Annotated in this window: 22 protein-coding genes; 14 read left to right on the top strand and 8 right to left on the bottom strand. The window is 68.9% G+C overall.

What is annotated here, in order from left to right; genetic code table 11:
• The first annotated feature begins 33 nt into the window (after positions 1-33).
• Both QCD70_RS01440 and QCD70_RS01435 read left to right on the top strand, forming a co-directional pair.
• Positions 34-1,788 carry a pyruvate dehydrogenase gene (locus QCD70_RS01440; protein ID WP_301213339.1) on the top strand — a complete coding sequence of 585 codons (1,755 nt, stop codon included), beginning with the start codon at positions 34-36 and terminating at the stop codon, positions 1,786-1,788.
• A 58-nt stretch (positions 1,789-1,846) separates the two neighbouring features.
• Positions 1,847-2,293: a MarR family winged helix-turn-helix transcriptional regulator gene (locus QCD70_RS01435; RefSeq protein ID WP_301213338.1), complete on the top strand. Its 447-nt coding sequence runs from the start codon at positions 1,847-1,849 to the stop codon at positions 2,291-2,293.
• Between the two features lie 24 nt (positions 2,294-2,317).
• On the opposite strand, the gene QCD70_RS01430 is transcribed toward QCD70_RS01435, so the two are convergent.
• Positions 2,318-3,061, bottom strand: coding sequence for a gamma-glutamyl-gamma-aminobutyrate hydrolase family protein (locus tag QCD70_RS01430; protein WP_301213337.1), 744 nt, complete (start codon positions 3,059-3,061; stop codon positions 2,318-2,320).
• A gap of 106 nt (positions 3,062-3,167) precedes the next feature.
• Here QCD70_RS01430 and QCD70_RS01425 point away from each other — a divergent pair, with 106 nt between their 5' ends.
• From QCD70_RS01425 to QCD70_RS01380, 10 genes are all read left to right on the top strand, one after another.
• Positions 3,168-5,285 (top strand): TPM domain-containing protein, encoded by a 2,118-nt coding sequence (locus QCD70_RS01425; RefSeq protein WP_301213336.1) that lies wholly within the window; start codon positions 3,168-3,170, stop codon positions 5,283-5,285.
• Positions 5,286-5,324: 39 nt separating this feature from the next.
• On the top strand, positions 5,325-6,071 hold the full coding sequence (locus QCD70_RS01420) for a PspA/IM30 family protein (protein WP_301213335.1): 747 nt from the start codon (positions 5,325-5,327) through the stop codon (positions 6,069-6,071).
• A gap of 41 nt (positions 6,072-6,112) precedes the next feature.
• Positions 6,113-6,973: an arginase family protein gene (locus QCD70_RS01415; RefSeq protein WP_301213334.1), complete on the top strand. Its 861-nt coding sequence runs from the start codon at positions 6,113-6,115 to the stop codon at positions 6,971-6,973.
• Positions 6,970-7,776, top strand: a complete 807-nt coding sequence (locus QCD70_RS01410; protein ID WP_301213333.1) for a crotonase/enoyl-CoA hydratase family protein — start codon at positions 6,970-6,972, stop codon at positions 7,774-7,776. The genes QCD70_RS01415 and QCD70_RS01410 overlap by 4 nt, the downstream gene beginning before the upstream one ends.
• Positions 7,777-7,791: 15 nt before the next feature.
• Positions 7,792-9,243, top strand: coding sequence for a dihydrolipoyl dehydrogenase family protein (locus QCD70_RS01405; protein WP_301213332.1), 1,452 nt, complete (start codon positions 7,792-7,794; stop codon positions 9,241-9,243).
• A gap of 5 nt (positions 9,244-9,248) precedes the next feature.
• Positions 9,249-9,638, top strand: a complete 390-nt coding sequence (locus QCD70_RS01400; protein ID WP_301213487.1) for a Fe-S oxidoreductase — start codon at positions 9,249-9,251, stop codon at positions 9,636-9,638.
• A complete protein-coding gene (locus QCD70_RS01395) occupies positions 9,635-10,510 on the top strand; it encodes an SDR family NAD(P)-dependent oxidoreductase (RefSeq protein ID WP_301213331.1) in 876 nt (291 codons plus the stop codon). The genes QCD70_RS01400 and QCD70_RS01395 overlap by 4 nt, the downstream gene beginning before the upstream one ends.
• A 109-nt stretch (positions 10,511-10,619) precedes the next feature.
• Positions 10,620-11,423: an HAD family hydrolase gene (locus QCD70_RS01390; protein WP_441004898.1), complete on the top strand. Its 804-nt coding sequence runs from the start codon at positions 10,620-10,622 to the stop codon at positions 11,421-11,423.
• Positions 11,420-13,927 carry a glycoside hydrolase family 65 protein gene (locus tag QCD70_RS01385; protein ID WP_301213330.1) on the top strand — a complete coding sequence of 836 codons (2,508 nt, stop codon included), beginning with the start codon at positions 11,420-11,422 and terminating at the stop codon, positions 13,925-13,927. The genes QCD70_RS01390 and QCD70_RS01385 overlap by 4 nt, the downstream gene beginning before the upstream one ends.
• A gap of 46 nt (positions 13,928-13,973) precedes the next feature.
• Positions 13,974-15,266 carry a GNAT family N-acetyltransferase gene (locus QCD70_RS01380; protein WP_301213329.1) on the top strand — a complete coding sequence of 431 codons (1,293 nt, stop codon included), beginning with the start codon at positions 13,974-13,976 and terminating at the stop codon, positions 15,264-15,266.
• 46 nt (positions 15,267-15,312) lie between these two features.
• Here QCD70_RS01380 and QCD70_RS01375 read toward each other — a convergent pair whose 3' ends face one another.
• A complete protein-coding gene (locus QCD70_RS01375) occupies positions 15,313-15,723 on the bottom strand; it encodes a siderophore-interacting protein (protein WP_301213328.1) in 411 nt (136 codons plus the stop codon).
• Between the two features lie 40 nt (positions 15,724-15,763).
• The gene (locus QCD70_RS01370) at positions 15,764-17,221 is read right to left on the bottom strand and encodes an amidase (RefSeq protein ID WP_301213327.1); all 1,458 of its coding nucleotides are present in this window, start codon (positions 17,219-17,221) and stop codon (positions 15,764-15,766) included.
• A 29-nt stretch (positions 17,222-17,250) separates the two neighbouring features.
• On the opposite strand from QCD70_RS01370, the gene QCD70_RS01365 reads away from it, so the two are divergent.
• Positions 17,251-17,775: a DinB family protein gene (locus QCD70_RS01365; protein WP_301213326.1), complete on the top strand. Its 525-nt coding sequence runs from the start codon at positions 17,251-17,253 to the stop codon at positions 17,773-17,775.
• A gap of 21 nt (positions 17,776-17,796) precedes the next feature.
• Here the strand turns inward: QCD70_RS01365 and QCD70_RS01360 are convergent, their stop codons facing one another.
• The 4 genes from QCD70_RS01360 to QCD70_RS01345 are packed head-to-tail and all read right to left on the bottom strand — an operon-like array spanning position 17,797 to position 20,335.
• A complete protein-coding gene (locus QCD70_RS01360) occupies positions 17,797-18,375 on the bottom strand; it encodes a GNAT family N-acetyltransferase (protein ID WP_301213325.1) in 579 nt (192 codons plus the stop codon).
• 9 nt (positions 18,376-18,384) lie between these two features.
• Positions 18,385-19,086: a uracil-DNA glycosylase gene (locus QCD70_RS01355; RefSeq protein ID WP_301213324.1), complete on the bottom strand. Its 702-nt coding sequence runs from the start codon at positions 19,084-19,086 to the stop codon at positions 18,385-18,387.
• Positions 19,087-19,091: 5 nt separating this feature from the next.
• The gene (locus tag QCD70_RS01350; RefSeq protein ID WP_301213323.1) at positions 19,092-19,847 is read right to left on the bottom strand and encodes a peptidase S51; all 756 of its coding nucleotides are present in this window, start codon (positions 19,845-19,847) and stop codon (positions 19,092-19,094) included.
• Positions 19,817-20,335 carry a phosphoribosyltransferase gene (locus QCD70_RS01345; protein ID WP_055929504.1) on the bottom strand — a complete coding sequence of 173 codons (519 nt, stop codon included), beginning with the start codon at positions 20,333-20,335 and terminating at the stop codon, positions 19,817-19,819. Before QCD70_RS01345 ends, QCD70_RS01350 begins: the two co-directional genes overlap by 31 nt.
• 52 nt (positions 20,336-20,387) lie before the next feature.
• Between QCD70_RS01345 and QCD70_RS01340 the strand changes: the two genes are divergently transcribed.
• Positions 20,388-21,866: an MFS transporter gene (locus tag QCD70_RS01340; protein WP_301213322.1), complete on the top strand. Its 1,479-nt coding sequence runs from the start codon at positions 20,388-20,390 to the stop codon at positions 21,864-21,866.
• On the opposite strand, the gene QCD70_RS01335 is transcribed toward QCD70_RS01340, so the two are convergent.
• Positions 21,854-22,642 (bottom strand): SDR family oxidoreductase, encoded by a 789-nt coding sequence (locus tag QCD70_RS01335; protein WP_301213321.1) that lies wholly within the window; start codon positions 22,640-22,642, stop codon positions 21,854-21,856. The genes QCD70_RS01340 and QCD70_RS01335 overlap by 13 nt on opposite strands.
• Between the last annotated feature and the right edge of the window lie 25 nt (positions 22,643-22,667).

The raw sequence follows: 22,667 nt of genomic DNA, 5'->3' as shown, positions 1-22,667 counted from the left end.
GCCCCGTCCAGCCGAGCAGGGTTTACTGGGCCCATGGCCAGAACCGTTGCAGACCAGCTCATCGCCCAGCTCATCGACGCGGGGGTGCACCGCATCTACGGGATCGTGGGAGACAGCCTCAACCCCGTGGTCGACGCCGTTCGCCGCACCGGGGGCTCGGCCCACGGCGGCATCGACTGGATCCACGTGCGCAACGAGGAGGCGGCTGCCTTCGCCGCCGGCGCCGAGGCCCAGCTCACCGGCCGCCTCGCCGTCTGCGCCGGCAGCTGCGGGCCCGGCAACCTTCACCTCATCAACGGCCTGTTCGACGCGCATCGATCCGGCGCTCCCGTGCTCGCCATCGCGAGCCACATCCCGAGCGTCGAGATCGGCAGCTCCTACTTTCAGGAGACGCACCCCGACCGGCTCTTCGTCGAGTGCTCGAACTACTGCGAACTCGTCTCGACGGCCGCGCAGGCGCCCCGCGTCGTGAACTCGGCCATCCGTCATGCCACAGGCCTGGGCGGCGTGGCCGTCGTGTCGCTGCCCGGCGACGTCGCAGAACTGGATGCCGAGGGCTCGGCCCCCGCATTCGTTCTGCCCCGGACCCCCGCGATCGTGCCCGACTCGGCCGACGTCGAGACGCTTGCCGCCGCGATCAACGAGGCGAAGACGGTGGCGATCTTCGCCGGCGCGGGCGTCGAGGGATCGCACGACGAGGTGGTGGCGTTCGCCGATCTCCTCGCCGCTCCCGTGGGCCACACCGTTCGCGGCAAGCAGTGGATCCAGTACGACAACCCCTTCGACGTGGGCATGACGGGCCTGCTCGGCTACGGCGCCGCCCACGCCGGGATCCACGACGCAGAGCTGCTCATCCTCCTCGGCACCGACTTCCCCTACGAGCAGTTCCTGCCCGACGGTCGCAAAGTCGTGATCGCACAGATCGACGCCGACGCCTCGCACCTCGGCAGGAGGGCGAGTGTGACGCACGCGATCCACGGCGATGTCGCATCCACCCTCGCCGCCCTCACGCCCCTGATCCGGGGCGAGCGAAGCCGGTCGTTCCTCGACAAGACCCTCAAGCGGCACCACAAGCTCCTCGACTCCGTGGTCGGAAAGTACACCGACGTCGACCGGGCGGTGCCGATTCACCCTGAGTTCGCCGCGACCGTGCTCGACGAGCTCATCTCCGACGACGCGATCGTGACGGCCGACACCGGCATGGGCAATGTCTGGCAGGCGCGGTACATCACGCCCAACGGCAGGCGGCGGCTGATCGGGTCGTATCTGCACGGATCGATGGCGAACGCGGTTCCGCAGGCGATCGGAGCACAGTCGGCGTATCCCGGCAGGCAGGTCGTCACGATCTCGGGCGACGGCGGGCTGTCGATGCTGCTCGGTGAGCTCGTCACCATCGCCGCCTACAGACTGCCGATCAAGGTCGTCGTGTTCAACAACTCCACCCTCGGTCTCGTGAAACTCGAGATGTTCGTCGACGGTTATCCCGATTTCGGCGTGGATGTGCCCGGCGTGGACTACGCCGCCGTTGCGACGGCGCTCGGCTTCTTCGCGCGCCGGGTCGACGACCCGGGGCAGCTGAAGGATGCGCTCGGCGAGGCGTTCGCCCATGACGGCCCGGCTCTGGTCGACATCAGCACCGACCCGTTGGCGCTGTCGCTGCCGCCCACGATCACGGCGAAGCAGGTCAGCGGTTTCGGTCTCGCGATGTCGAAGCTCGTGTTGAACGGCGGTGTCGGAGAGGCCGTCAAGCTCGCGCGGTCCAACATCCGGCACGTTCCCGGCCTGTAGGCGCCATATACTTAGTGCCCTATTGATTCGTGCGAAACGCACGGTGGAGGGGGCGGGCGTGACCGACGACGTCGATGTGCTCGCACTCGAGAATCAGGTGTGCTTCGCCCTCGCAGTCGCCTCTCGCAGCGTCATCGCTCTCTACCGTCCCGTTCTCGAGCCGCTCGGACTGACCCATCCCCAGTACCTGGTGATGCTCGCTCTGTGGCAGCAGGATCCGAGATCGGTGAAGGACTTGGGCGCCGCGCTGCAACTCGACCCCGCGACCCTGTCTCCCCTGCTCAAGCGGCTCGAGGCATCCGGTCTGATCGATCGTCGGCGCAGCGCGACGGACGAGAGGCGTCTCGACGTCACGCTCACGCCGGAGGGACGGAAGCTGCGGTCGCGGGCGGAGTCGATTCCGCAGACGATGATCGAGCAGCTCGGCATGCCCGTCTCCGAACTCCAGGCCATGCAGGCGTCTCTCACCGCGATCATCGCGGCGGCGACCCGCTCGACCGATTGACCGACCGACTGCGGGCGTTCGGCCTCAGGCGAACGCCGCCTCGCGGGCGCTCAGCCTGGCGACGAGGGAGGCCAGCTGGCCGGCTGGCGCACCGGGGTCCTCGGGGTGGAACTGCACGCCGGTGATCGGAGCATCGACATGCTCGACCGCCTCCACGACACCGTCGGGGGCCGTGCCCACGGCCACGAGTCCGTCGCCGAGCCGGCCGACGGCCTGGTGATGCGCGCTCTGCACGACGAGTTCGCGTGTGCCGAGGTCTGCGGCGAGCCTCGAGGAGCGGTCGAGGGCCACCGGGTGCGCTGCCATGATGTCGCGGATAGGGGCTCCGAGGTTCTTGTGGATCGTGTCGGTGCCGAGATCCTGAACGATGTCGCCTCCGAGGGCCACGGTGATGATCTGCAGTCCACGGCACACGCCCAGAAGTGGGGTTCCCCTGCGGATCGCTCGATGCACGAGGGCGATCTGCCCCTCGTCGGCCGTCTCGAAATGCTGGCTCTCGAAGGGGTAGTCCTCGTCGCCGCCGTAGAAACGCGGTGAGATGTCCTCTCCGCCCATGAGCATGATGGCCTCGCTCGCGTCGGTGAGGGCGAGCAGGGAGGCCGTGCCGACGTCGGCCGCGGCGACCCGGTTCACGATCCATCCGGCATCCTCGGCGGCCCGAACCGCCCGGGAGTTGAGCACCTCGACATAGGCGTGGTAGTCGACGTCGCGAGGGCGATACCGGGTCACTTCGACGACGCTGAGTCGCTTCTCCGAACGGGTGGCCATGAACCCATCATGCTGAATCTCCACGCTCCTCCCCAGCCCCGTCGTAACGAGACGACACATACGTGGTCATAGGCTCGGCGCAGGCCCTTGTTCTAGACTGCCTGCGATGTCCAGAACCGATCGACGACGATATTCCCCTCTCCGATCCGGCCTCGTCGCCGGTGCCGGACTCGTGCTCGCCCTGCTCGCCCTGCAGGCGCCGCAGGCCGCCCAGGCGACCGACCCGGTGAACCTCGGCGGCGCCTATGTCGTCGATCGCGTGGGGGTGGTGGGCACCCGTGCGGCCGAAGTGCAGGATGCGCTCGACGAGCTCTCGCAGACAGAGGGCACGAACCTGTTCGTCGTCTACGTCGACAGCTTCACGGGCGTGGCCGACAGGGAGGCCTGGGCCGACGACACCGCGACGAAGAACGATCTCGGAGTGAACGACGTTCTGCTGGCGGTCTCGACCGACGACCGTCTCTACCAGCTGTCCGTCGATCCTGACTTCGCGCTCACCGATGCGCAGCTCAGCGAGCTGGAGACCACCTCCATCCAGCCGTCCCTCCGCCAGAACGACTGGGCGGGGGCCGCCATCAACACCGCGTCGGGGCTCTCCGAACTGCTCGACGGCGAGAGCGTGTCGCCACCCGTGATCACCCCGGGTGAAGCCGCGAGCACGGCCGGCGGAGGATCCTCCGTTCTGACCTGGGCTCTGGGCGGCACGGTCGTGGTGGTGGCCGGGGTCGTCGGCGCCGTCTACCTGCGCAAGCGGTCGAAGGCGAAGGCGGCTGAGGCCCAATCCGGCACCGACGGCCCGAGCCAGCTCGAACTCGACAGGGAGGTCGGCCGGCTCCTGGTCCAGCTCGACGACGCGGTGAAGAGCAGCGAGCAGGAGCTGGGCTTCGCCATCGCGCAGTTCGGCGACGACGCCACGGCGGCGTTCGTGCAGGCGCTCGACAGTGCGAAGGAGAAGGTGCGCCAGAGCTTCGCGCTCAAGCAGAACCTCGACGACCGCACCCCGGACAGCCCAGAAGACAGGCGGGCCTGGTCGCTGAAGATCATCGAGCTGTGCACCAGTGCCGACGCCGAGCTCGACGCCCAGGCCGACGCCTTCGCCGCGCTGCGCGAACTCGAGAAGAACCCCCAGCCCTCGCTCGACGCCATCGCATCGGGCGTCGCGACCGCCCGGCAGCACATCCCTGCCGCCGTGCAGACACTGCAGTCGCTGAGAGCGACATACTCGGCGAATGCCCTCGCCACCGTCCTCGAGAACCCGGCCCAGGCCGAGAAGCTCCTCGCCTACGCCGACACGACGGCGACGGCGGTTCCCGGCCTGATCTCGGGCGGGCGCGCCAGCGAGGCAGCCGTGAGCATCCAACGAGCCCAGGCCGCCGTGGCCCAGTCCGAGACGCTTCTCGCTGCCGTCGGCACGCTCGGATCGGCGCTCCAGAACGCGGCCGCCGCCTTGGCGAGCGCCGTCACCGAGGCGACCGACGACATCGTCGAAGCCCGGTCCCTCCTCGCCACGCCGCAGGGCGCTCCCCGAGGCGCCGAGCTCTCTCCCCTCGTCGCGACCCTCGACTCCGCGGTCACCCAGGCACGAGAATCGGGGGCGGCCGATCCCGTGGCCGCCCTCCAGGCCCTGCAGCGCGCGAACGCACCCCTCGACGCCGCCCTCGCGGGAGTGCGCGAGCAGGCCCAACGCACCGCCCGCACGCAGGAGCAGCTGTCGAGAACCCTCACCGCGGCATCCAGCACCATCACCGCCGTCAAGGAATACGTGGTGACCCGCCGGGGAGCGGTGAGCGTCGACGCCCGCACTCGCATCGCCGAGGCCGAACGGCTGCTGAACGAGTCATACGGACTGCAGTCCACCGATCCGGAACGCGCCCTGTCGTCGGCGACCCAGGCGTACCAGTTCGCACAGGCCGCCGATCAGGCGGCGCGCATCGACGTGGATGCCTTCAGCACGTACTCCGGGCAAGGCGGCTACGAGCAGGGCGGCTCGGGGATCGATGGCTCGGCGATGCTGGGGGGCCTTCTCGGCGGGCTCCTCTCCGGCGGCGGGTCGTCGCGGCGCTCCTACTCCGGAGGCATGTTCGGCGGCTCGTCGAGCTGGGGCGGCGGCGGACGTTCCTCCGGCTCCTCTCGCTCATCGGGCTCCTCGCGATCGTCGGGTTCACGCAGGAGCTCGTCGTCGGGACGCTCCGGCGGGCGGCGCGGCGGCGGCGGACGCTTCTAGAAGACGCACAAACCACGGCTACACCCCAAGGAGAAGAACATGGCAAAGCAGTCCATCATCGGTCGCATCACCCAGCTCGCGAAGGCGAACATCAACGCGCTCATCGACCAGGCCGAAGATCCCCAGTTGATGCTCGACCAGCTCGTGCGCGACTACAGCGACAACATCGCCGATGCCGAGAACGCGATCGCGCAGACCATCGGCAACCTGCGCCTGCTCGAAGAGGACCACCGCGAAGACGTGAAGACGGCGGAGGACTGGGGTCGCAAGGCCCTCGCTGCGAGCCAGAAGGGCGATGAACTGCGCGTCGCCGGCAACACGGTCGACGCAGACAAGTTCGACGCGCTCGCGAAGGTGGCCCTGACGCGCCAGTTGCAGAGCGAGAACGAGGCTCGCGACGCCGAGCCGTCGATCGCGTCGCAGACCGAGATCGTCGAGAAGCTCAAGTCCGGACTCAACTCGATGAAGGAGAAGCTCGGCCAGCTCACCCGCAAGCGGGACGAGCTCGCCGCCCGCGCCAAGACCGTCGAGGCGCAGAGCGCCGTTCACGACGCGTTGAAGAGCATCGACGTTCTCGACCCCACGAGCGACCTCGGCAGGTTCGAAGACAAGATCCGCCGCGAAGAGGCCAAGGTGCGAGGCCAGGAGGAGCTGGCCGCGTCGAGCCTCGACGCGCAGTTCGAGAGCCTCGACGACATCGGCGAGCTCACCGAGGTGGATGCCCGCCTGGCGCAGTTGAAGGCGAAGAACCAGCCTCCCCGCCCCATCGACGCTCCGGTCGAATAGCATCCGCTCCCCCGCGCCGAAGACCGTGGAAGACTGAGTACGTGCCAGCAACCTTCGTGATCGTGCCGCAGTGGCAGGGGTCCGGTTCGTCGCGCGCCATGCGTCTCGTCGACGGGGCCTCGGCGATCCAGGGCGACCTTCCGGCCGCCGCGACCCGCACCGTCGACGTGCCCGTCGGCGCCGGCGAGTCGCAGGGAACCGGCGTCCTCCGCTTCACGGCGCTCCAGTCGGTGCTCGCGAACCAGCAGCGGGTGCTCGCGGGCACTACCGGACCGGTGATCACGATCGGAGGCGATTGCGCCGTCGAGCTCGGCTCCATTCCGCATGCGCTCGCAGGCTTCGCAGATTCGACGACCGCGGTCGTGTGGTTCGACGCCCACGGAGATCTGAACTCGCCCGAGTCGTCGCCCTCGCATGCCTTCCATGGCATGGTGCTGCGCACCCTGCTCGGCGACGGCCCCGAGGCGCTCGTGCCCGGCTCCCCGTTGTCGCCGGCGCAGGTGGTGCTCGCAGGAACGCGTTCGCTCGACGACGACGAGGCCGCATTCGTCGAAGCCTCCGGCCTTCGAATGGTCGCACCGACCGCGCTGCAGCAGCCCGGCTCCCTGGTCGAGGCGATCGCACAGACGGGCGCGAGCCGGGTCTACATCCACGTCGATCTCGATGTGCTCGATCCTGCCGAGATCGACGGCGTGGGATACCCCGAACCGTTCGGCCTGTCCGTGCAGCAACTGGTGCAGGCGATCTCGGAGATCCGTACGTCGTATCCGCTCGTGGGTGCCGGAATCACGGAGTTCGCCCCTTCGACGCCGGAGGCCGCCTCCGACGACCTGCCCAGCATCCTCCGCATCATCTCGGCCCTCACCCGGCCGATTCAGCGATCAGAGGAGGCGACCCCGTGACCGACACAGGAACCCCTGCAGAACCCGTGCGCATCACGACCGAGCGCCGGGGGCACGTGCTGCTCATCCGGCTCGACAGGCCCGAGAAGCGCAATGCGGCCGACTTCTCGATGCTGCAGCAGCTCTCGGCGGCCTACGGCGAGCTCGACTCCGATCCAGAGCTGCGCGTGGGCCTCGTGCACGCCGCGGGCGACCACTTCACCGCCGGGCTCGACCTCGCCGACATCGGCCCCCGCATCACGGCAGACGGAATCGACTACGTCGATGCCGACGGCATCAACCCGTGGCAGGTGTCCGGACGGGCGCTGACGAAGCCCGTCGTCATGGCCGTGCAGGGAATCTGCCTGACTCTCGGCATCGAGCTGATGCTGGCCAGCGACATCGTCGTCGCGGCCGACTCGACGCGGTTCGGCCAACTCGAGGTGAGCCGGGGAATCCTTCCGTTCGGCGGCGCCACGCTCCGCTTCCCTCGTGCCGTCGGCTGGGGCAACGCGATGCGCTGGATTCTGACCGGCGACATGTTCGATGCGGCCGAGGCACTGAGAATCGGCCTGGTGCAGGAGGTCGTGCCCGACGGCATCCAGTTCGACCGGGCGCTCGAACTCGCCGAACGCATCGCCGCCCAGGCCCCGCTGGCCGTTCAGGCGGCGCTCGCCAATGCACGCCTCGCGGTGCGCTCGGGCGACCAGGCTGCCGAAGCCGAGCTCCAGCCCGCCCTCGTGCGACTCGCCTCCAGCGACGATGCCCGCATCGGCCTCGAGGCATTCGCCTCCCGAACCACGGCCCGGTTCACCGGCCACTGACGTCAGGACACCATCATGACAACGACCGAATACGACCTCATCGTCATCGGGGCCGGAGCCATCGGCGAGAACGTCGCCGACCGGGCCGTGAGAGGCGGGCTGCGCACGGCGCTCGTCGAGAGCGAACTCGTGGGGGGCGAATGCAGCTACTGGGCATGCATGCCGTCGAAGGCCCTTCTCCGCAGTGGAACCGTTCTGCGCGCCGCCCGAGCCGTCGGCGGCGCAAAGCAGGCCGTGACCGGCGAGATCGACGTGGCCGCCGTGCTCGAGCGACGCAACTCGTTCACGAGCGACTGGAACGACTCCAGCCAGGCGGAGTGGGTCGCCGGCGCGGGCATCGACCTGATCCGGGGATACGCGCGGTTCGTCGGCCCGAAACAGATCGAGGTGACCGGCACCGACGGGCAGACCACCCGGTACTCGGCGACACACGCGATCACCGTGTCTACGGGGTCTGCAGCACTGCTCCCCGACATTCCCGGGCTGAAGGATGCGCGCCCGTGGACGAGTCGTGAGGCGACGAGCGCGCAGTCGATTCCACCACGACTCGCGATCATCGGCGGCGGCGTGGTCGCCGTCGAGATGGCCACGGCCTACGCCAGCCTCGGCTCCGTGGTGACGCTCGTCTCGCGCGGAGGGATCCTCGCCACGATGGAGCCGTTCGCGGGCGAGCTCGTCGGGGCCTCCCTGAAAGACCTCGGGGTGTCGCTGCACCTGAACACGTCGCCGACGAGCGTCGAGAGGCTGGGCGGCGGCGACGTCGTCGTGCGCCTCGACGATGGCTCGACCGTCGTCGCCGACGAACTGCTCGTGGCCACCGGCCGCACGCCTCGCACCGACGACCTCGGCCTCGAGACCATCGGGCTCACACCCGGCGACTGGCTCACTGTGGATGACACCCTTCGGGTGGTCGGCGACGACGGCGAGCCGTCCGACGGCGGCTGGCTCTACGCCACCGGAGACGTGAACCACCGGGCGCTGCTCACGCACCAGGGCAAGTACCAGGCACGTGCCGCTGGAGACGTCATCGCCGCCCGCGCCGCAGGGCGAGAGGTCTTCGATCAGCCGTGGGGCGCGCACGTCGCCACCGCCGATCACCAGGCCGTGCCCCAGGTCACCTTCAGCGACCCCGAGGTCGCGTCGGTCGGCCTCACCGCCGCGGCGGCCGAGAAGGCCGGCTACCGCACGCGAGTCGTCGACTACGAGATCGGCAACGTCGCCGGCGCGAGCGTGCACGCCGACGGCTACAAGGGCACGGCCCGCATGGTGGTCGACGAGGACCGCACGGTCGTGCTCGGGGTCACCTTCGTGGGCCCCGACGTGGGCGAGCTGCTGCACGCGGCCACGATCGCGGTGACAGGCCAGGTACCTCTCGATCGGCTCTGGCACGCGGTTCCCGCGTATCCCACCATCAACGAGGTCTGGCTCCGTCTGCTCGAGACCTACGGTCGGCCCGTCGGCGCGTGAAGCCGATCGCCATTCCCGATACGGCGCTCACCAGGGCGGCGAAGTCGGTACTGCTCGCTCCCCCGCTCGCCCGTGCCGGCTACCTGTACGCCACGGCGGTCGCTCTCGTCTGGGGGTTCGCGCTGAGCACCGGAAAGGTCCGTCGGGTCGACGGCCTCTTCGTCTTCCGCGGCCTGCCCACGTGGGCGTTCTCCCGGGGCGGCTCCTGCGTGGGCGGCGTCTACCTCACCGACGACAACGCCAAACCGGCTGTGCTCGAACACGAGGCCGTGCACCGCGAGCAGTGGAAGAAGTACGGCATGGTCTTCCCCGTGCTCTACATGCTCGCCGGGCGCAACGCGCTGACGAACCGCTTCGAGATCGAGGCCGGACTCGAGAAGGGCAACTACCGGTGACCGACTCCGGCCGATCCCTGGCCGGCACGACCGTGGTCATCACCGGCGCCAGCTCGGGAATCGGCCGATCGGCCGCCCTCGAGCTCGGCAGACGCGGCGCCCGAGTGGCCGTCGTCGGGCGCGATCCGGGCCGCACGCACGACGTCGCCGCATCCATCGACGACGCGGAGGCGTTCGTGGCCGACTTCGCGTCTCTCGCCGAGGTCCGCCGTCTGGCTGACGAACTGCTCCACCGCTACGGCCGCATAGACGCACTCGCCAACAACGCCGGCGGGCTGTTCTCCCGGCGCACACGCACCGTCGACGGGCACGAGAGCACGATCCAGGTGAATCACCTCGCCCCCTTCCTTCTGACCGAGCTCCTGCTGCCGAGGCTGCGCGAGACCGCGGCCGCGGGGCACCCGGTCACGATCGTCTCGACCGGCAGCGTGGCCACCCGCTGGGGGCGACTGAGGCTCGACGACCTCGACAGCCGCACGTGGCCCTGGCTCGGCGGATGGCAGGCCTACGGGTCGGCCAAGACCGCTGTGCTGCTCACGACGAGGGAGCTGGCCCGCAGAACGCGCGACAGCGGAATCACGGCGTACTCGTTCCATCCCGGGTTCGTCACGACGTCGTTCGGTGCGTCGTCATGGATGCTGCGGGTCGGCAACGCGCTCGGCAACGGCGGGCTCGGCCTCACCCCGCAGGCCGGGGCCGTGCCGCTGGTCGAGCTGGTGTCGGCCGCCGCTCCGTCGGCACCCAGCGGCACCTACTTCGACGGGCTGCATCCCGACGGGAGAGCAAGCCGGGCGGCCCGAGATGACGCGCTCGCGGCCCGCCTCTGGGAGGTATCGGAATCTCTCGTCCGTCCGTGGCTGTCCACACCCTGACGCGCGGTTGCGGAAACGTTTCCATGCAGCCGCTACGATTGCGGAAATACATCGCTGCACCCCACGACTCTCTCCGCCCGATCCCCCCTCGGTACCCACAAGGACTCCTGTGACTTCTGCCCCGATTCCGGTGCTCTCTCCCACCGACGCCCGCGAGCGGCTGCTGTCGCTGAAGGCCGTGCTCTTCGACCTCGACGGCGTGCTCACCCCCACCGCCGACGTGCACATGTCAGCGTGGGCGCGACTCTTCTCGCCGTATCTCGCCTCGCGAGGCATCGCCGAGCCGTACACCGACGCCGACTACTTCGCCTACATCGACGGTAAGCCGCGCTACGACGGCGTGCGATCGTTCCTCGCGTCGCGATCGATCTCGTTGCCGGAGGGCACACCTGACGACCCGCCGCAGCTCGACACCGTCTGCGGGCTCGGAAACCGCAAGAACTCCGCCTTCACGGAGTCCCTCGAGGCCGACGGGGTCGCGCCGTACCCGGGATCGCTCCGCTTCCTCGACGCCGTGGTCGACGCAGGACTTCTCGTGGCCGTCGTGTCGAGTTCGCGCAACGCCGATCCTGTACTGCGCGCAGCCGGCATCCGAGACCGATTCGACGTGGTCGTCGACGGCCTCGTCGCGGCCGAGATGGGGCTGGCGGGCAAGCCCTCCCCCGCGACCTACGCCTACGGCGCGCACCTCCTCGGGCTTCTCCCCGAGCAGTGCGTCGTCGTAGAAGACGCGCACTCGGGTGTGCAGGCCGGCCGCGATGGTAAATTCGGTCTCGTTCTCGGGGTCGACCGCGGCGCCGGCGTCGCAGAGCTCCTCGAAAGCGGAGCCGATATCGTCGTCGACGACCTCGACGTGCTGCTTCCCCTCTCCTCCCACTCCTCCTCGACTCCGACCCCTGGGGAACCCGAATGAACCTCATCTCTCGTGATCCGCTCGATCGCAACCGTTTCCCGCTCGACGAGTGGGCTCTCGTCGAGAACGACTTCAGCTCGAAGGACATGGGCCGAACCGAGACTCTCTTCGCGATCGGCAACGGCTACCTCGGACTGCGCGGCAATGTCGACGAGGGCCGCGACGGCCACGAGCACGGCACCTACATCAACGGATTCCATGAGACCTGGCCCATCAGGCACGCGGAGGAGGCCTTCGGCTTCGCCCGGGTCGGCCAGACCATCGTCAACGCGCCCGACGCGAAGATCATCCGGCTCTACGTCGACGACGAACCGCTCGTGCTCACCGAGGCCGACCTGCCGATGTACGAGCGCAGGCTCGACTTCGCCGACGGTGTGCTCCGCCGCTCTCTCGAGTGGCGCACGCCGTCGGGCAAGCGAGTGCTCATCGACTCGCGCAGAATGGTGTCGTTCACCGATCGGCACCTCGCGTTCATGGACTACGAGGTCACACTGCTCGATGCCGACGCGTCCGTCGTGATCTCGAGCCAGATCCTCAACCGTCAGGACGGCATCGACGAATACCACGCCCCTGCCGCGGCATCGAAGGACTTCGACCCGCGCAAGGCCGAGGCGTTCACCGACCGCGTTCTCCAGCCGCGCTACAAGCGCGCAGTCGACGGCCGATACGTGCTGGGCTACCGGTGCACCAACTCGGGCATGACCATCGCCTGCGGCGCAGACCACACGATCGAGACCGAGAACGAGTTCGAGGAGTCGTCGCAGATCGGCGACGATCTCGCCAAGCACGTCTACCGCATCCGCGCCAAGCAGGGCCAGCGTATCCGCATCACCAAGACCGTGAGCTATCACACGTCGTCCGGTGTGCCCACGCGTGAGCTCGCGGACCGCTGCGATCGCACGCTCGATCGGGCGCACGACGAGGGAATGGACTCCTTCGTCGAGCGCCAGCGGGAATGGCTCGCCGCCTTCTGGGCTCGCACCGACGTCGTACTCCCCGGACAGCCCGTGCTGCAGCAGGCCACCCGCTGGAACCTCTTCCAGCTCGCCCAGGCATCCATGCGCGCAGACGGCCAGGGAGTATCGGCCAAGGGCGTCAGCGGGTCGGGCTACGGCGGGCACTACTTCTGGGACACCGAGGTCTACGTCCTCCCCTTCCTCACCTACACCTCGCCCATCGCCGCCCGCAACGCGCTGCGCTTCAGACACGCGATGCTCGATCACGCGCGCATGCGGGCCACGGAGCTCAACCAGCTGGGCGCCCTCTTCCCCTGGCGCACCATCAACGGCCTCGAATCGTCGGCCTACTACGCGGCCGGCACGGCTCAGTACCACATCGACGCCGACATCTCGCACGCCCTCACCCAGTACGTCTCCGCCACCGGAGACGAGGACTTCCTGGCACGGGAGGCCATCGACATCCTCGTCGAGACCGCACGAATGTGGGCGGATCTGGGATTCTGGCGCGCCAACGGCGGCGACATCTTCCACATCCACGGCGTCACAGGGCCCGACGAGTACACGACCGTGGTCAACGACAACCTCTACACCAACGTCATGGCGAGGTCGAACCTGCGCTCCGCAGCGGCGGCGGTCACCCGCATCCGCGAGGAGGATCCGCAGGCCTACGACCGCATGGTCGCCCGGGTCTCGTTCGACGAGGCCGAGATCGACGAGTGGTCGCGCGCCGCAGAGGCGATGCACATCCCCTTCGACGACAACCTTCGCATCCACCCGCAGGACGCCCAGTTCCTCGAGAAGGAGCGCTGGGACCTCTCGCACACGCCTCCTGAGAAGCGCCCCCTGCTTCTGCATTTTCACCCCCTGGTGATCTACCGCTTCCAGGTGCTGAAGCAGGCCGATGTCGTGCTCGCCCTGCTGCTGCAGGGCGATCAGTTCACGGCCGCCGAGAAGCGGGCCGACTTCGACTACTACGACCCGATCACCACCGGCGACTCCACGCTCTCCGCCGTCGTGCAGTCGATCATCGCGGCCGAGGTCGGATACTCGAGCCTGGCTCTGAAGTACTTCACCTCGGGTCTGTTCGTCGACCTCGCCGACCTGCACAACAACACTGCCGACGGCGTGCATGTCGCGTCGACCGGCGGCGTGTGGAGCGCCCTGGTGTACGGATTCGGCGGGTTCCGCGACCACGGTGGGCGCATCACGATCGATCCCCGCCTGCCCGAGGAATGGGAGGGGCTCAGCTACCGCATCACCCTGCGCGGCACGCGCGTTCGGGTCGACCTCCGCCAGGGCGACATCGAACTCACGGTCGAAGAGGGCGACAGGGCCACCGTCTTCGTGCGCGGCGAGAGCGTCACCGTGCAGGCCGGCGAGCCCGTGCTCATCGGACTCGACCATCACGGACCGCGACTGCCCGGTGCCCCCCGTGCCGCCGACGTCGAGGGCAACCTCCGCGCCGATGGCAGCGTCATCACGTCGTCGCTCCCGACGATCTCGCTCGATACGTCGGAGGCGGGCCTGCTCGAACCGATCGACTGAGAACCCGTCGACTGAGAACCCGAGCGCCGTCCGCTAGCGTGGACGGGTGAGCACCTCGACACAGTCCCTCGAATTCCGCACGTTCCCCGCCGCCCTCGACGGTGATGCACCGGATGCGGCGACCGCCGGCTGGCTCGAGGCCGACATGCTGGGCTTTCTTGCGCGCCGCCCCACGAGCGCGCACGCCGCCGCCATGGCGGCGTATCTCGTCGAGGACGGGCAGTCCCTCACCGGGGTGTATGACACCGCCTCCCCCGCCCATTCGCTTCGCCCCGACATCCCCGTCGCCACGTTCGCCTCGTTCGAGAAGTCGCTGACGGTCAGCCCCGGGGTGCAGATCGCCGCCCACCTCATCTCGTCCGTGACCGTCCGGGCCACGCACCGGCGCCGTGGCATCCTGCGCCGCATGATGACGGACGACCTGGGCCGGGCCGCCGAGGCGGGCTACGCGGTCGCCGCTCTCACCGCGAGCGAGGCATCGATCTACCGACGCTTCGGATTCGGCACGGCGACGTGGGTGCACGACATCGCCGTGCAGACCGATTCACGCTTCGAGCTGACGACGACCCCGGCCGGCCACTGCGCGGTCGTCGACCCCCGTGACATCCCCGCTCTCGCCCCTGCCGTGTTCGATGCTTTCCACGCCGGACAGCCGGGTTCCATCGGCAGACACGCCCAGTACGGCGACCGCATATCGGGCAGGGTCACCGAAGAGGGCGACGAGGATCGGGCCAGGCGGGCGGCCGTCCATTACGACGAGAACGGAGCCGTCGACGGCTACGTGACCTACCGTTTCGGCGGCTGGGAGTCGAGGCCGCACACGATCGAGGTCACCGACCTCGTGGCGGCGGTGCCCTCGGCCTCCCTCGCACTCTGGCAGTTCCTGGCGTCGATCGATCTGAGCAGCCGGGTCACCTATTCGGGCGGCTCCCCCGACGACGCCCTGCGCTGGGCGCTCGTCGACCCCCGCGTGCTGAGCGTCACCAACGTCGAGGACCGCATCTGGCTGCGCATCCTCGACCCCATCGCCGCCTTCACCGCCCGGGGGTACTCCGACTCGGGGAGCGTCTCGTTCCGAGTCGTGGACGAGCTCGGATTCGCATCGGGTTCATTCCGCCTGACGACCGGGTCGGGCTCGGGCGCACTCGAGCGCATCGACGACGAGCATGTCGACCTCGAGATGGACGCCTGGGTTCTCGGCGCCCTCTATCTGGGCGGAGCGGATGCCCGGGTCGCCGCGGGGGCGGGCGCGCTTCGGGAGTTCACACCCGCTGCCGCCTCGACTCTTCAGCGCCTGCTCGCACCGGCAGCACCGGTCTACGCCAACACGTACTTCTGACGGAGCGGGCCCGGAGTCAGCAAGCCCGGAGTCAGCGAGCCCCGAGTCAGCGGGCCAGGGTCTCGCGACTCGAGCCGAGTCGTTCGGCGAGCTCCGAGCGAAGTGCGTCGATGCGAGCGGCCTCGCCGCCGAGCCACACGCAGAGGTCGGCTCCGTCGACGGCCACGTCGCCTGTGGTCATCTCGCTGACCCAGGCTCGCACGGCCTGGTCGAGCACCTCGCCGGGGGCCGCGCCGCGCACGTCGCGTGCCAGCCAGCTGACCGTGATGCGCTCCGGCGTCTCGAGCGGGGTGATGTCTTCAGCGCAGGCCACCTCGACGAAGATCTGGCCGCGGGCCGTGTCGGGCAGCGTCTCGATGAGACCGCGGATCACGGGGATGATCGACGAATCGCCGGCCAGCAGTACGCGCCCGGCGGTCGTGGGCATGGCTCCCGCCTCGGTCATCAGGACTCTCATCGAATTTAGTATAGGCATACCTAACCTCCGATGAGAACGGTCACGTCCAGATCGGCGGATGCCTGTGCTCCCAGCGGAGTCTTCTCTCCAGCTGACGGCCGATCGAGAGCAGCGTCGCCTCTCCTCCCGGACGACCGATGAGCTGCATGCCGATGGGCAGGCCGCTCTCGCTCATCGCCACCGGCAGGGTGATGGCGGGAAGGCCGGAGACGTTCACGAACGACGTGAACGGCGAGTACTCCACCTGCTGCGAGAAATTGCGTTCCGCATCGACGGGGTCGTACCAGCCGACGGGCCGCGGAAGCTGGGCGAGAGTCGGCGTGAGAACCGCGTCGAACCCGGCGAACCCGGCGATGACGGCACGCTCCACCCGAGACAGCTCTGCGAGGGCGTCGGCCAGCTGAACGGCAGTGAGTTCACGACCGCGCCGCCGCAGCCAGGAGGTGAGAGGCTCCAGCCCGCCGTCGACGTCCTGCTCGCCCGTGGTGCCCGCGTCACCCGTACCGAGCCGGATCTGCGCCGCGCCCGCCTGCCATACGGCGGTGAAGGCGGAGCCGTACCCGGGCATCGGCTCGAGGATCGCGTCGTCGATTCCGTGCCCGAGGTCGGAGAGAAGACCGACCGTCTCGTTCAGCGCCGCAGTGATCTCGGGGTCGATGACGATGTCGTGCGACGACGACCAGGGCGAGTCGGTCGAGACGCCGATCTGGAACCGTCCCTCACCCCGGATCGCGAAGCCGAGGAAGTCGCCGTCGTCCTGGGCGGGGGCCCGCAGCGCGAAGTGGTCGTCGACGACGGAACCCCGGCGACCGATCATGCCGTCGAGCAGGAACGCGGCATCCACGACGCTGCGCGCGATCGGCCCCGCCACCGGCAGGCCTCCGAGCGCGTCGATTCCCGACAGGCCGGGCACCCGGCCGCGAGAGGGCTTGAGACCGACGAGCCCGCAGGCCGATGCGGGGATGCGGATTGAGCCGCCACCGTCCGAACCCGGCGCGAACGACAGCATGCCCGCGGCCACCGCGGCTGCCGCTCCCCCGCTCGACCCACCGGGTGAGAGTTCGATGTTCCATGGGTTTCGCGCGGGTGGAGCGATGTCCGTCTCGGTGTGGCTCGTCATGCCGAACTCGGGCGTCGCCGTCTTTCCGAGGCTGACGCCGCCGGCCTCATCGAGCACACGGGGAATCTCGTCGGTCGTCTCGGGCACGACGTCGGCGAACGCGCGGGAACCGAACGTAGTGCGCACCCCCTGTCGTCGCCAGAGGTCCTTGTCTGCGAAGGGAAGACCCCACAGCCTCGTCGACCGGGCTACGGCGTCTTCGACATGCTGGGCCCGCTGCAGCGCCAGCTCGGGCGTCACCGTGAAGAACGCGCCGAGCTGGGCGTTGCGCGACTCGATCCGATCGAGATAGTGCCGGGTCAGCTCCACGACCCCGAGCTCGCGGCGCTGCAGGGACCGGTACTGGTCGAGGGCGGAGAGCTCGTGCGGCGACGTCATGATTCGAGCCTAGTTCTAGGCTGGGTGTCGTGACCTCGACAAGCACCGGCACCCTTCCCCCCGATGACAGGCCCGAGCCTCCCGGCGACGGCGACGAACGTGCGACGATCGACGGGTTCCTCGAGCTCCAGCGCGCCACGGTCGTCTACAAGGCCACGGGCCTCAGCGATTCGGATGCCGCGCGCCGGCTTCTCCCGTCGCTCACCACCGTGTCGGGGCTCATCCGGCACCTGGCCGACGTCGAGCGGTCGTGGTTCCGCGAGGTCATGGACGGCGAACAGGGCATCGCCTACCGCTGGAGCGACGAGGATCCCGATGGGGAGTTCCGAATCACGGAGGCGGACTCCCTCGACGCGATCCTCGCCGACTACCTCGACGCGGTCGCCGAGTCGCGGGCCGTGCAGCAGCGGTATGCCTTCGACGATCTCTGCCACGGGCGGGAGAACAGATTCACGCTCCGCTGGATCACGGTGCATCTCATCGAGGAGACCGCGCGCCACATCGGGCACATCGACATCCTGCGGGAGATGCTCGACGGGGCGACAGGCGAGTAGAACGCGCCTGGCGGCGGGTCGCTACTTGAGCGACTTCTGCAGCATGACCGTTCCCAGCCAGCGGTTGAATTTGAACCCGACCCTGCCGAGGCGTCCGACCTCCTTGAAGCCGAACCCCTCGTGCATCTTCAGCGACGCCTCCGCGCCCTGGTCGGCGATGACGGCCAGAACCTCCTTGATGCCCGCCGCCTTGGCGCGGGTCAGCAGTTCGCCCATCAGCGCCTTGCCGAGCCCCTTGCCCGTCGCCGCCGGACCGAGGTAGATGGAGTTCTCGACGGTGCGCCGGTAGGCGGCCTTCTCCTTCCACGGCGCGACGTAGGCGAAACCGAGCACGTTGCCGCTGGGCGACACCGCGACGAGGAACGGGAATCCGAGTTTCGCGACCCACGCGAACTTCGACCGCCACGCCTTCAGCGACATCGGATCCTCGTCGAACGTGACGGTGCTGTTCGCGACATAGTGGTTGTAGATCTCGCGGATGTCGGGCAGGTCGCGAGTGGTCGCGTCGCGGATCGAATACTCGAACTTCGGTGGCGGCGGCGACTTCGGGCGCAACGCGGGCGGCAGTCTGCGCCTCGGCTGGTACTCCTCTTCAAGCATTGTGCAAGCCTATTGCGGCAGGGGCTCGAGCGACCAGTCGACGCCCGGCGCGCCTTGGGCCTCCAGCATCGCGTTCGCGCGGCTGAACGGGCGCGATCCGAAGAATCCCCGGCTCGCCGACAACGGGCTCGGATGCGCGGACTCGATCGTGGGCGTCGTTCCGAGCAGCGGCTTGACGGCGGCCGCGTCCCGGCCCCACAGGATGGAGACCAGCGGGGCTTCCCGGGCGGCCAGGGTGCGCACCGCGAGGTCGGTCACGCGCTCCCAGCCCACGCGGCGGTGGGAGCCCGCATCGCCGGGCCTGACCGTGAGAACACGGTTGAGGAGCATCACGCCGGACCGGGACCAGGCCGACAGATCGCCGTGCTCAGGCGTCGGAACGCCGAGATCGTCGCGCAGCTCACGGTAGATGTTCTGCAGGCTGCGCGGAAGGGGTCGCACGTGCGCCTCGGTCGCGAACGAGAGGCCGATCGGATGCCCGGGCGTCGGATACGGGTCCTGGCCCACGATGAGGACCCGCACGTCGGCGAGGGGCAGCCGGAACGCTCGAAGTATGCGAGAGACGTCGGGCTGGAAACCCCTGCCTGCGGCGGTCTCTTTCGAGAGGAACCGCTCGATCTGCTCGAGGGTGCCCGCCTCGGCCGCCAGGGCCTCCGCCCACGCGGGGTCGATCCGCTGCGATTCCGAGAGGAGCTCGATCGTGTCGGACACGACGGTCAGCCGACGCCGATCGTGGAGACCCGCACGGAGCCCGAGTCGCGTGCGACCGTCCAGACACTTCCCGAGCCGACCACGCGCAGGCCTCCGTCGCCGACGATAAGAGCCGTGTGCTCGTCGATGGCGAGCCCGCCGTCGACCACGGCCGCCTCGGTCGCGGCGATGAGGCGCGCGACGGTGCCCCACTGGGCGGCGTGAACGTCGATCGCCGTGTCGATGAGTCCGATGCCCTCGGCGATCGTGACCTGCTCGAGCTCCTGCGACGCCTCGACCGGGCAGACCTGCACCTCACCGATCTTCCAGCCTCCGATGAGTGCGCCGTCGCTGACCACGGCCGCACCTGCCGACATGCCGAAGTAGGGAACGCCGGATTCGACGATCGCCCGGATCGTCGCGAACGCCCCCTTCAGGCTCTCCCGATAGGCGGGAACGAGCCCGCCCCAGACGACCAGGCCGTCGATGTCGTCGAGCAGCGTGTCGTCGATCGGGGCCCCCTCCGGAGCCAGCACGGCGATCGGATCGATCTTGCCCAGGGTGCCGAACACGGTGGAGAGCTCGACGAACTTCTCCGGGCCGTCGCCGTCGCGCACCAGCACGATCGCGAGCCGCGGACCATCGAGTCGACCCGCGGCGGTCGCCCGCTCGGTGGCCTCGTCGAGAAACGGACGGAACACCGCGCCGTCGTCGTCGAAGGGCCAGCCTCCTCCGGCGAGATGGATCGACATCAGACGCTGACCGGCGGATGGGCCGACCACGGGAACACGATCCACCGGTCGGTCTTGCGCCAGAAGAAGTCGGGCTCGATCACGGATCGGGGCTTGGAGTAGAGGGTGGCCGTCTTCACGATGACTCCGACGTTCTCGAGCAGCCCGACCACGAGGGCGAGCGTGCGACCCGAATCGGCCACGTCGTCGACGAGCAGGATGTTCTTGCCGATGAGGGCGGTGTTGTCGAGCATCGGAGGCAGCAGGATCGGCTCGGGCAGGGTCGTCTCGATGTCGGAGTAGAACTCGACATTCAGGCTGCCGCAGCTCTTCGTTCCGAGCGCATACGCGAGGGCGCCGGCCGGGAGCAGTCCGCCGCGCGCGATGGCGATGACGAAATCGGGAACGAAACCGCTCCCGAGCACGTCGCGAGCCAGGTCGCGCGAGGCGTCTCCGAATTCGAGCCACCCCAGCACTTCGCGTTCGGGTTCGGCCGCGGGGGCCTCGTCGGCAGTTGTCGTCTCGTCACTTCGAACCATGCGTCAACGGTACCGGTTTTCCCGGATGCCTCGACGCGGGTAGCATCCGGTCATGACGACGGAACCCACCGGCAGACGCTTCATCACGGCGAGCCTCATCGGCTACCTGTTCCTCGTCGAGATCACGAGCGGAATCCTGCAGGGCTACTACATCCCCCTCATTCCCGACCTCGTGCGTCACCTCGGAATCGTGGACGCCGACTTCAACTGGTTCGAGGCCGCCCAGCTGCTGGTGGCCGCCCTGGTCGTTCCCGTCATCGCCAAGCTCGGCGACATGTGGGGTCACAAGCGGATGCTCCTGATCACGACGGTTCTGACCGCGGCGGCGAGCTGGTGGCTCGTCTTCGCCGACGACTTCGTCTCCTTTCTCCTCGCCTGGGCGCTGCAGGGCTTCTACGTCGTCTGGCTCCCCCTCGAGGTCGCCCTCATCTTCGACCGCGGACGCCGCACCGGCCGGGCGGCATCGCAGACCCGCCGGGCGGCGGGACTCCTGGTCGTGGCCCTCGAGGCCGGCGCGATCCTGGGAGCGCTGGCCGGCGGACGCGTGTTCGCCGCATTCGGCGACAGCGTCTCCCCCACCCTGATGATCCCCGCCATCGCCGTGACGCTCGTCTTCTTCGTGGTACTCGTCGGCGTTCCGGAGTCGACCCCTCTGCCGGGTCGATCTCTCGACATCGTGGGCTTCTCGATTCTCGCCCTGGGACTCCTGCTGATCACCTCGGGCCTCACATTCCTGCGGATCAACGGCCCCGGCACGTGGTGGGTGTGGGCGCTCATCGCTCTCGGCGCGCTCGTGTTCGTCCCCTTCGTTCGCTACGAACGACGGCAGCCCGACCCTGCGATCGACATGCGGGTGCTGGCGCAGCCCACCATGTGGCCGGTGCAGCTCACGGCCGCGCTCATCGGAATAAGCCTGCTCGGTGCGCAGGCCCCGCTCAGCACGTTCGCGGGCACCGACCCCGTCAACGGCTACGGCCTCGGACTCGCAGCTGCCGACATCTCCAACCTCATCGGGGCGTACCTCGTCTCGATGATCGTCGGAGCGATCCTCTTCCCGCTCGTGTCGTCGTGGGCGACGCCGCGGGTCGCCCTCCTGGGCGGGGCGTTCCTCGTCGCCATCGGATACCTTCTGTTCCTGCCGTTCCACGACTCGGCCGTGCAGGTGGTCGTCAACATGGTCGTGGCGGGCCTCGGCTCGGGGGCGCTCGTCGGAGCCCTGCCCGCTGCGGCGGCCGCCGCGGCCCCGCGCGGGCAGACCGGCATCGCAGCGGCGCTCACGAACACCACGAAGACGATCGGCGGCTCGTTCGCCTCGGCGGTCTTCGGTGTCGTTCTGTTCGCCGGGGCGTCTACCGTGACGGCGACCGCGTCGAGCCTGTTCGGCTACATGATGGTGTGGACGATCTGCGGTGCCGGTGCTCTGGTCGCCGCCGTGCTGCTCTTCTTCGTTCCCCGCCTCGCCTTCGCCGACCCCGTGGCGCCCGACGACGGTGCAGTCGGATCAGGTCTGCCGGCAGATCAGGCCCGGTGATCCTGCGGCCGTGCCTGCAGGGCGCCCCGATGCACCTTGTACGCGGCGGACTGCGCCACGGGCTTGATCACCACGAGATCCAGCGACACGTGCGAGGGCTGCTCGACCATCGAGACGATCACGCGCGCCACGTCGTCGGCGACGAGCGGGTCGGGAACGTTCGCGTACACACTCTCGGCTCGCTCCTTGTCGCCGCCGAAGCGGTTCAACGAGAACTCCTCGGTGTAGACCATGCCGGGCGCGATCTCGAGCACCCGGATCGGTTCTCCGCTGACCTCGAGCCTCAGCACCTCGAGCATGGCGTGGGTGCCGAATTTGGCCGCGTTGTATCCGCCGCCGCCCTCGTATGCGGTGTGACCCGCGATCGAGGAGACGGTCACGATGTCGGCGACGCCGCCGTCGGCGGTCGATTCGCGCAGCAGGGGAAGCAGGGCGGAGACCACCCTCTTGACGGCCAGCACGTTGACCTCGAACATCCATGCCCAGTCGTCGGCATCTCCGTTCTCGATGGAGTCGAGCCCGCGAGCGCCCCCGGCGTTGTTGACGAGTGTCCCGACGCCTCCCGTCTCCGCGAGATACGCGGCCAGGGCGTCGACGTCGCTCTGAACGGTCAGGTCGGCCACGAAGAACCGGGCGCCGGTGCGGGCCGCGAGCGCCTCGAGTCGATCCTGGCGTCGGGCGACGCCCACGACGTCCCATCCGCCGGCACGCAATGCGGTGACCGTGGCCTCTCCGATGCCCGAGCTCGCACCCGTGACCACTGCGCGACGAATCATTCCCTGCATCTCCCAACCCCGGTAA

This window comes from Agreia sp. PsM10 (assembly GCF_030433855.1).
In the GTDB taxonomy this organism is placed as follows: Bacteria; Actinomycetota; Actinomycetes; order Actinomycetales; family Microbacteriaceae; genus Agreia.
This window is presented reverse-complemented; position numbering and strand designations above follow the sequence as displayed.

What these genes read in the sequence shown, in the direction of transcription:
- QCD70_RS01440 (WP_301213339.1), top strand. Translation starts at nt 34, where the DNA reads ATGGCCAGAACCGTTGCAGACCAGCTCATCGCCCAGCTCATCGACGCG.
- QCD70_RS01430 (WP_301213337.1), bottom strand. Translation starts at nt 3,061, where the DNA reads ATGGCCACCCGTTCGGAGAAGCGACTCAGCGTCGTCGAAGTGACCCGG.
- QCD70_RS01425 (WP_301213336.1), top strand. Translation starts at nt 3,168, where the DNA reads ATGTCCAGAACCGATCGACGACGATATTCCCCTCTCCGATCCGGCCTC.
- QCD70_RS01420 (WP_301213335.1), top strand. Translation starts at nt 5,325, where the DNA reads ATGGCAAAGCAGTCCATCATCGGTCGCATCACCCAGCTCGCGAAGGCG.
- QCD70_RS01405 (WP_301213332.1), top strand. Translation starts at nt 7,792, where the DNA reads ATGACAACGACCGAATACGACCTCATCGTCATCGGGGCCGGAGCCATC.
- QCD70_RS01385 (WP_301213330.1), top strand. Translation starts at nt 11,420, where the DNA reads ATGAACCTCATCTCTCGTGATCCGCTCGATCGCAACCGTTTCCCGCTC.
- QCD70_RS01375 (WP_301213328.1), bottom strand. Translation starts at nt 15,723, where the DNA reads ATGAGAGTCCTGATGACCGAGGCGGGAGCCATGCCCACGACCGCCGGG.
- QCD70_RS01370 (WP_301213327.1), bottom strand. Translation starts at nt 17,221, where the DNA reads ATGACGTCGCCGCACGAGCTCTCCGCCCTCGACCAGTACCGGTCCCTG.
- QCD70_RS01360 (WP_301213325.1), bottom strand. Translation starts at nt 18,375, where the DNA reads ATGCTTGAAGAGGAGTACCAGCCGAGGCGCAGACTGCCGCCCGCGTTG.
- QCD70_RS01345 (WP_055929504.1), bottom strand. Translation starts at nt 20,335, where the DNA reads ATGGTTCGAAGTGACGAGACGACAACTGCCGACGAGGCCCCCGCGGCC.
- QCD70_RS01340 (WP_301213322.1), top strand. Translation starts at nt 20,388, where the DNA reads ATGACGACGGAACCCACCGGCAGACGCTTCATCACGGCGAGCCTCATC.
- QCD70_RS01335 (WP_301213321.1), bottom strand. Translation starts at nt 22,642, where the DNA reads ATGATTCGTCGCGCAGTGGTCACGGGTGCGAGCTCGGGCATCGGAGAG.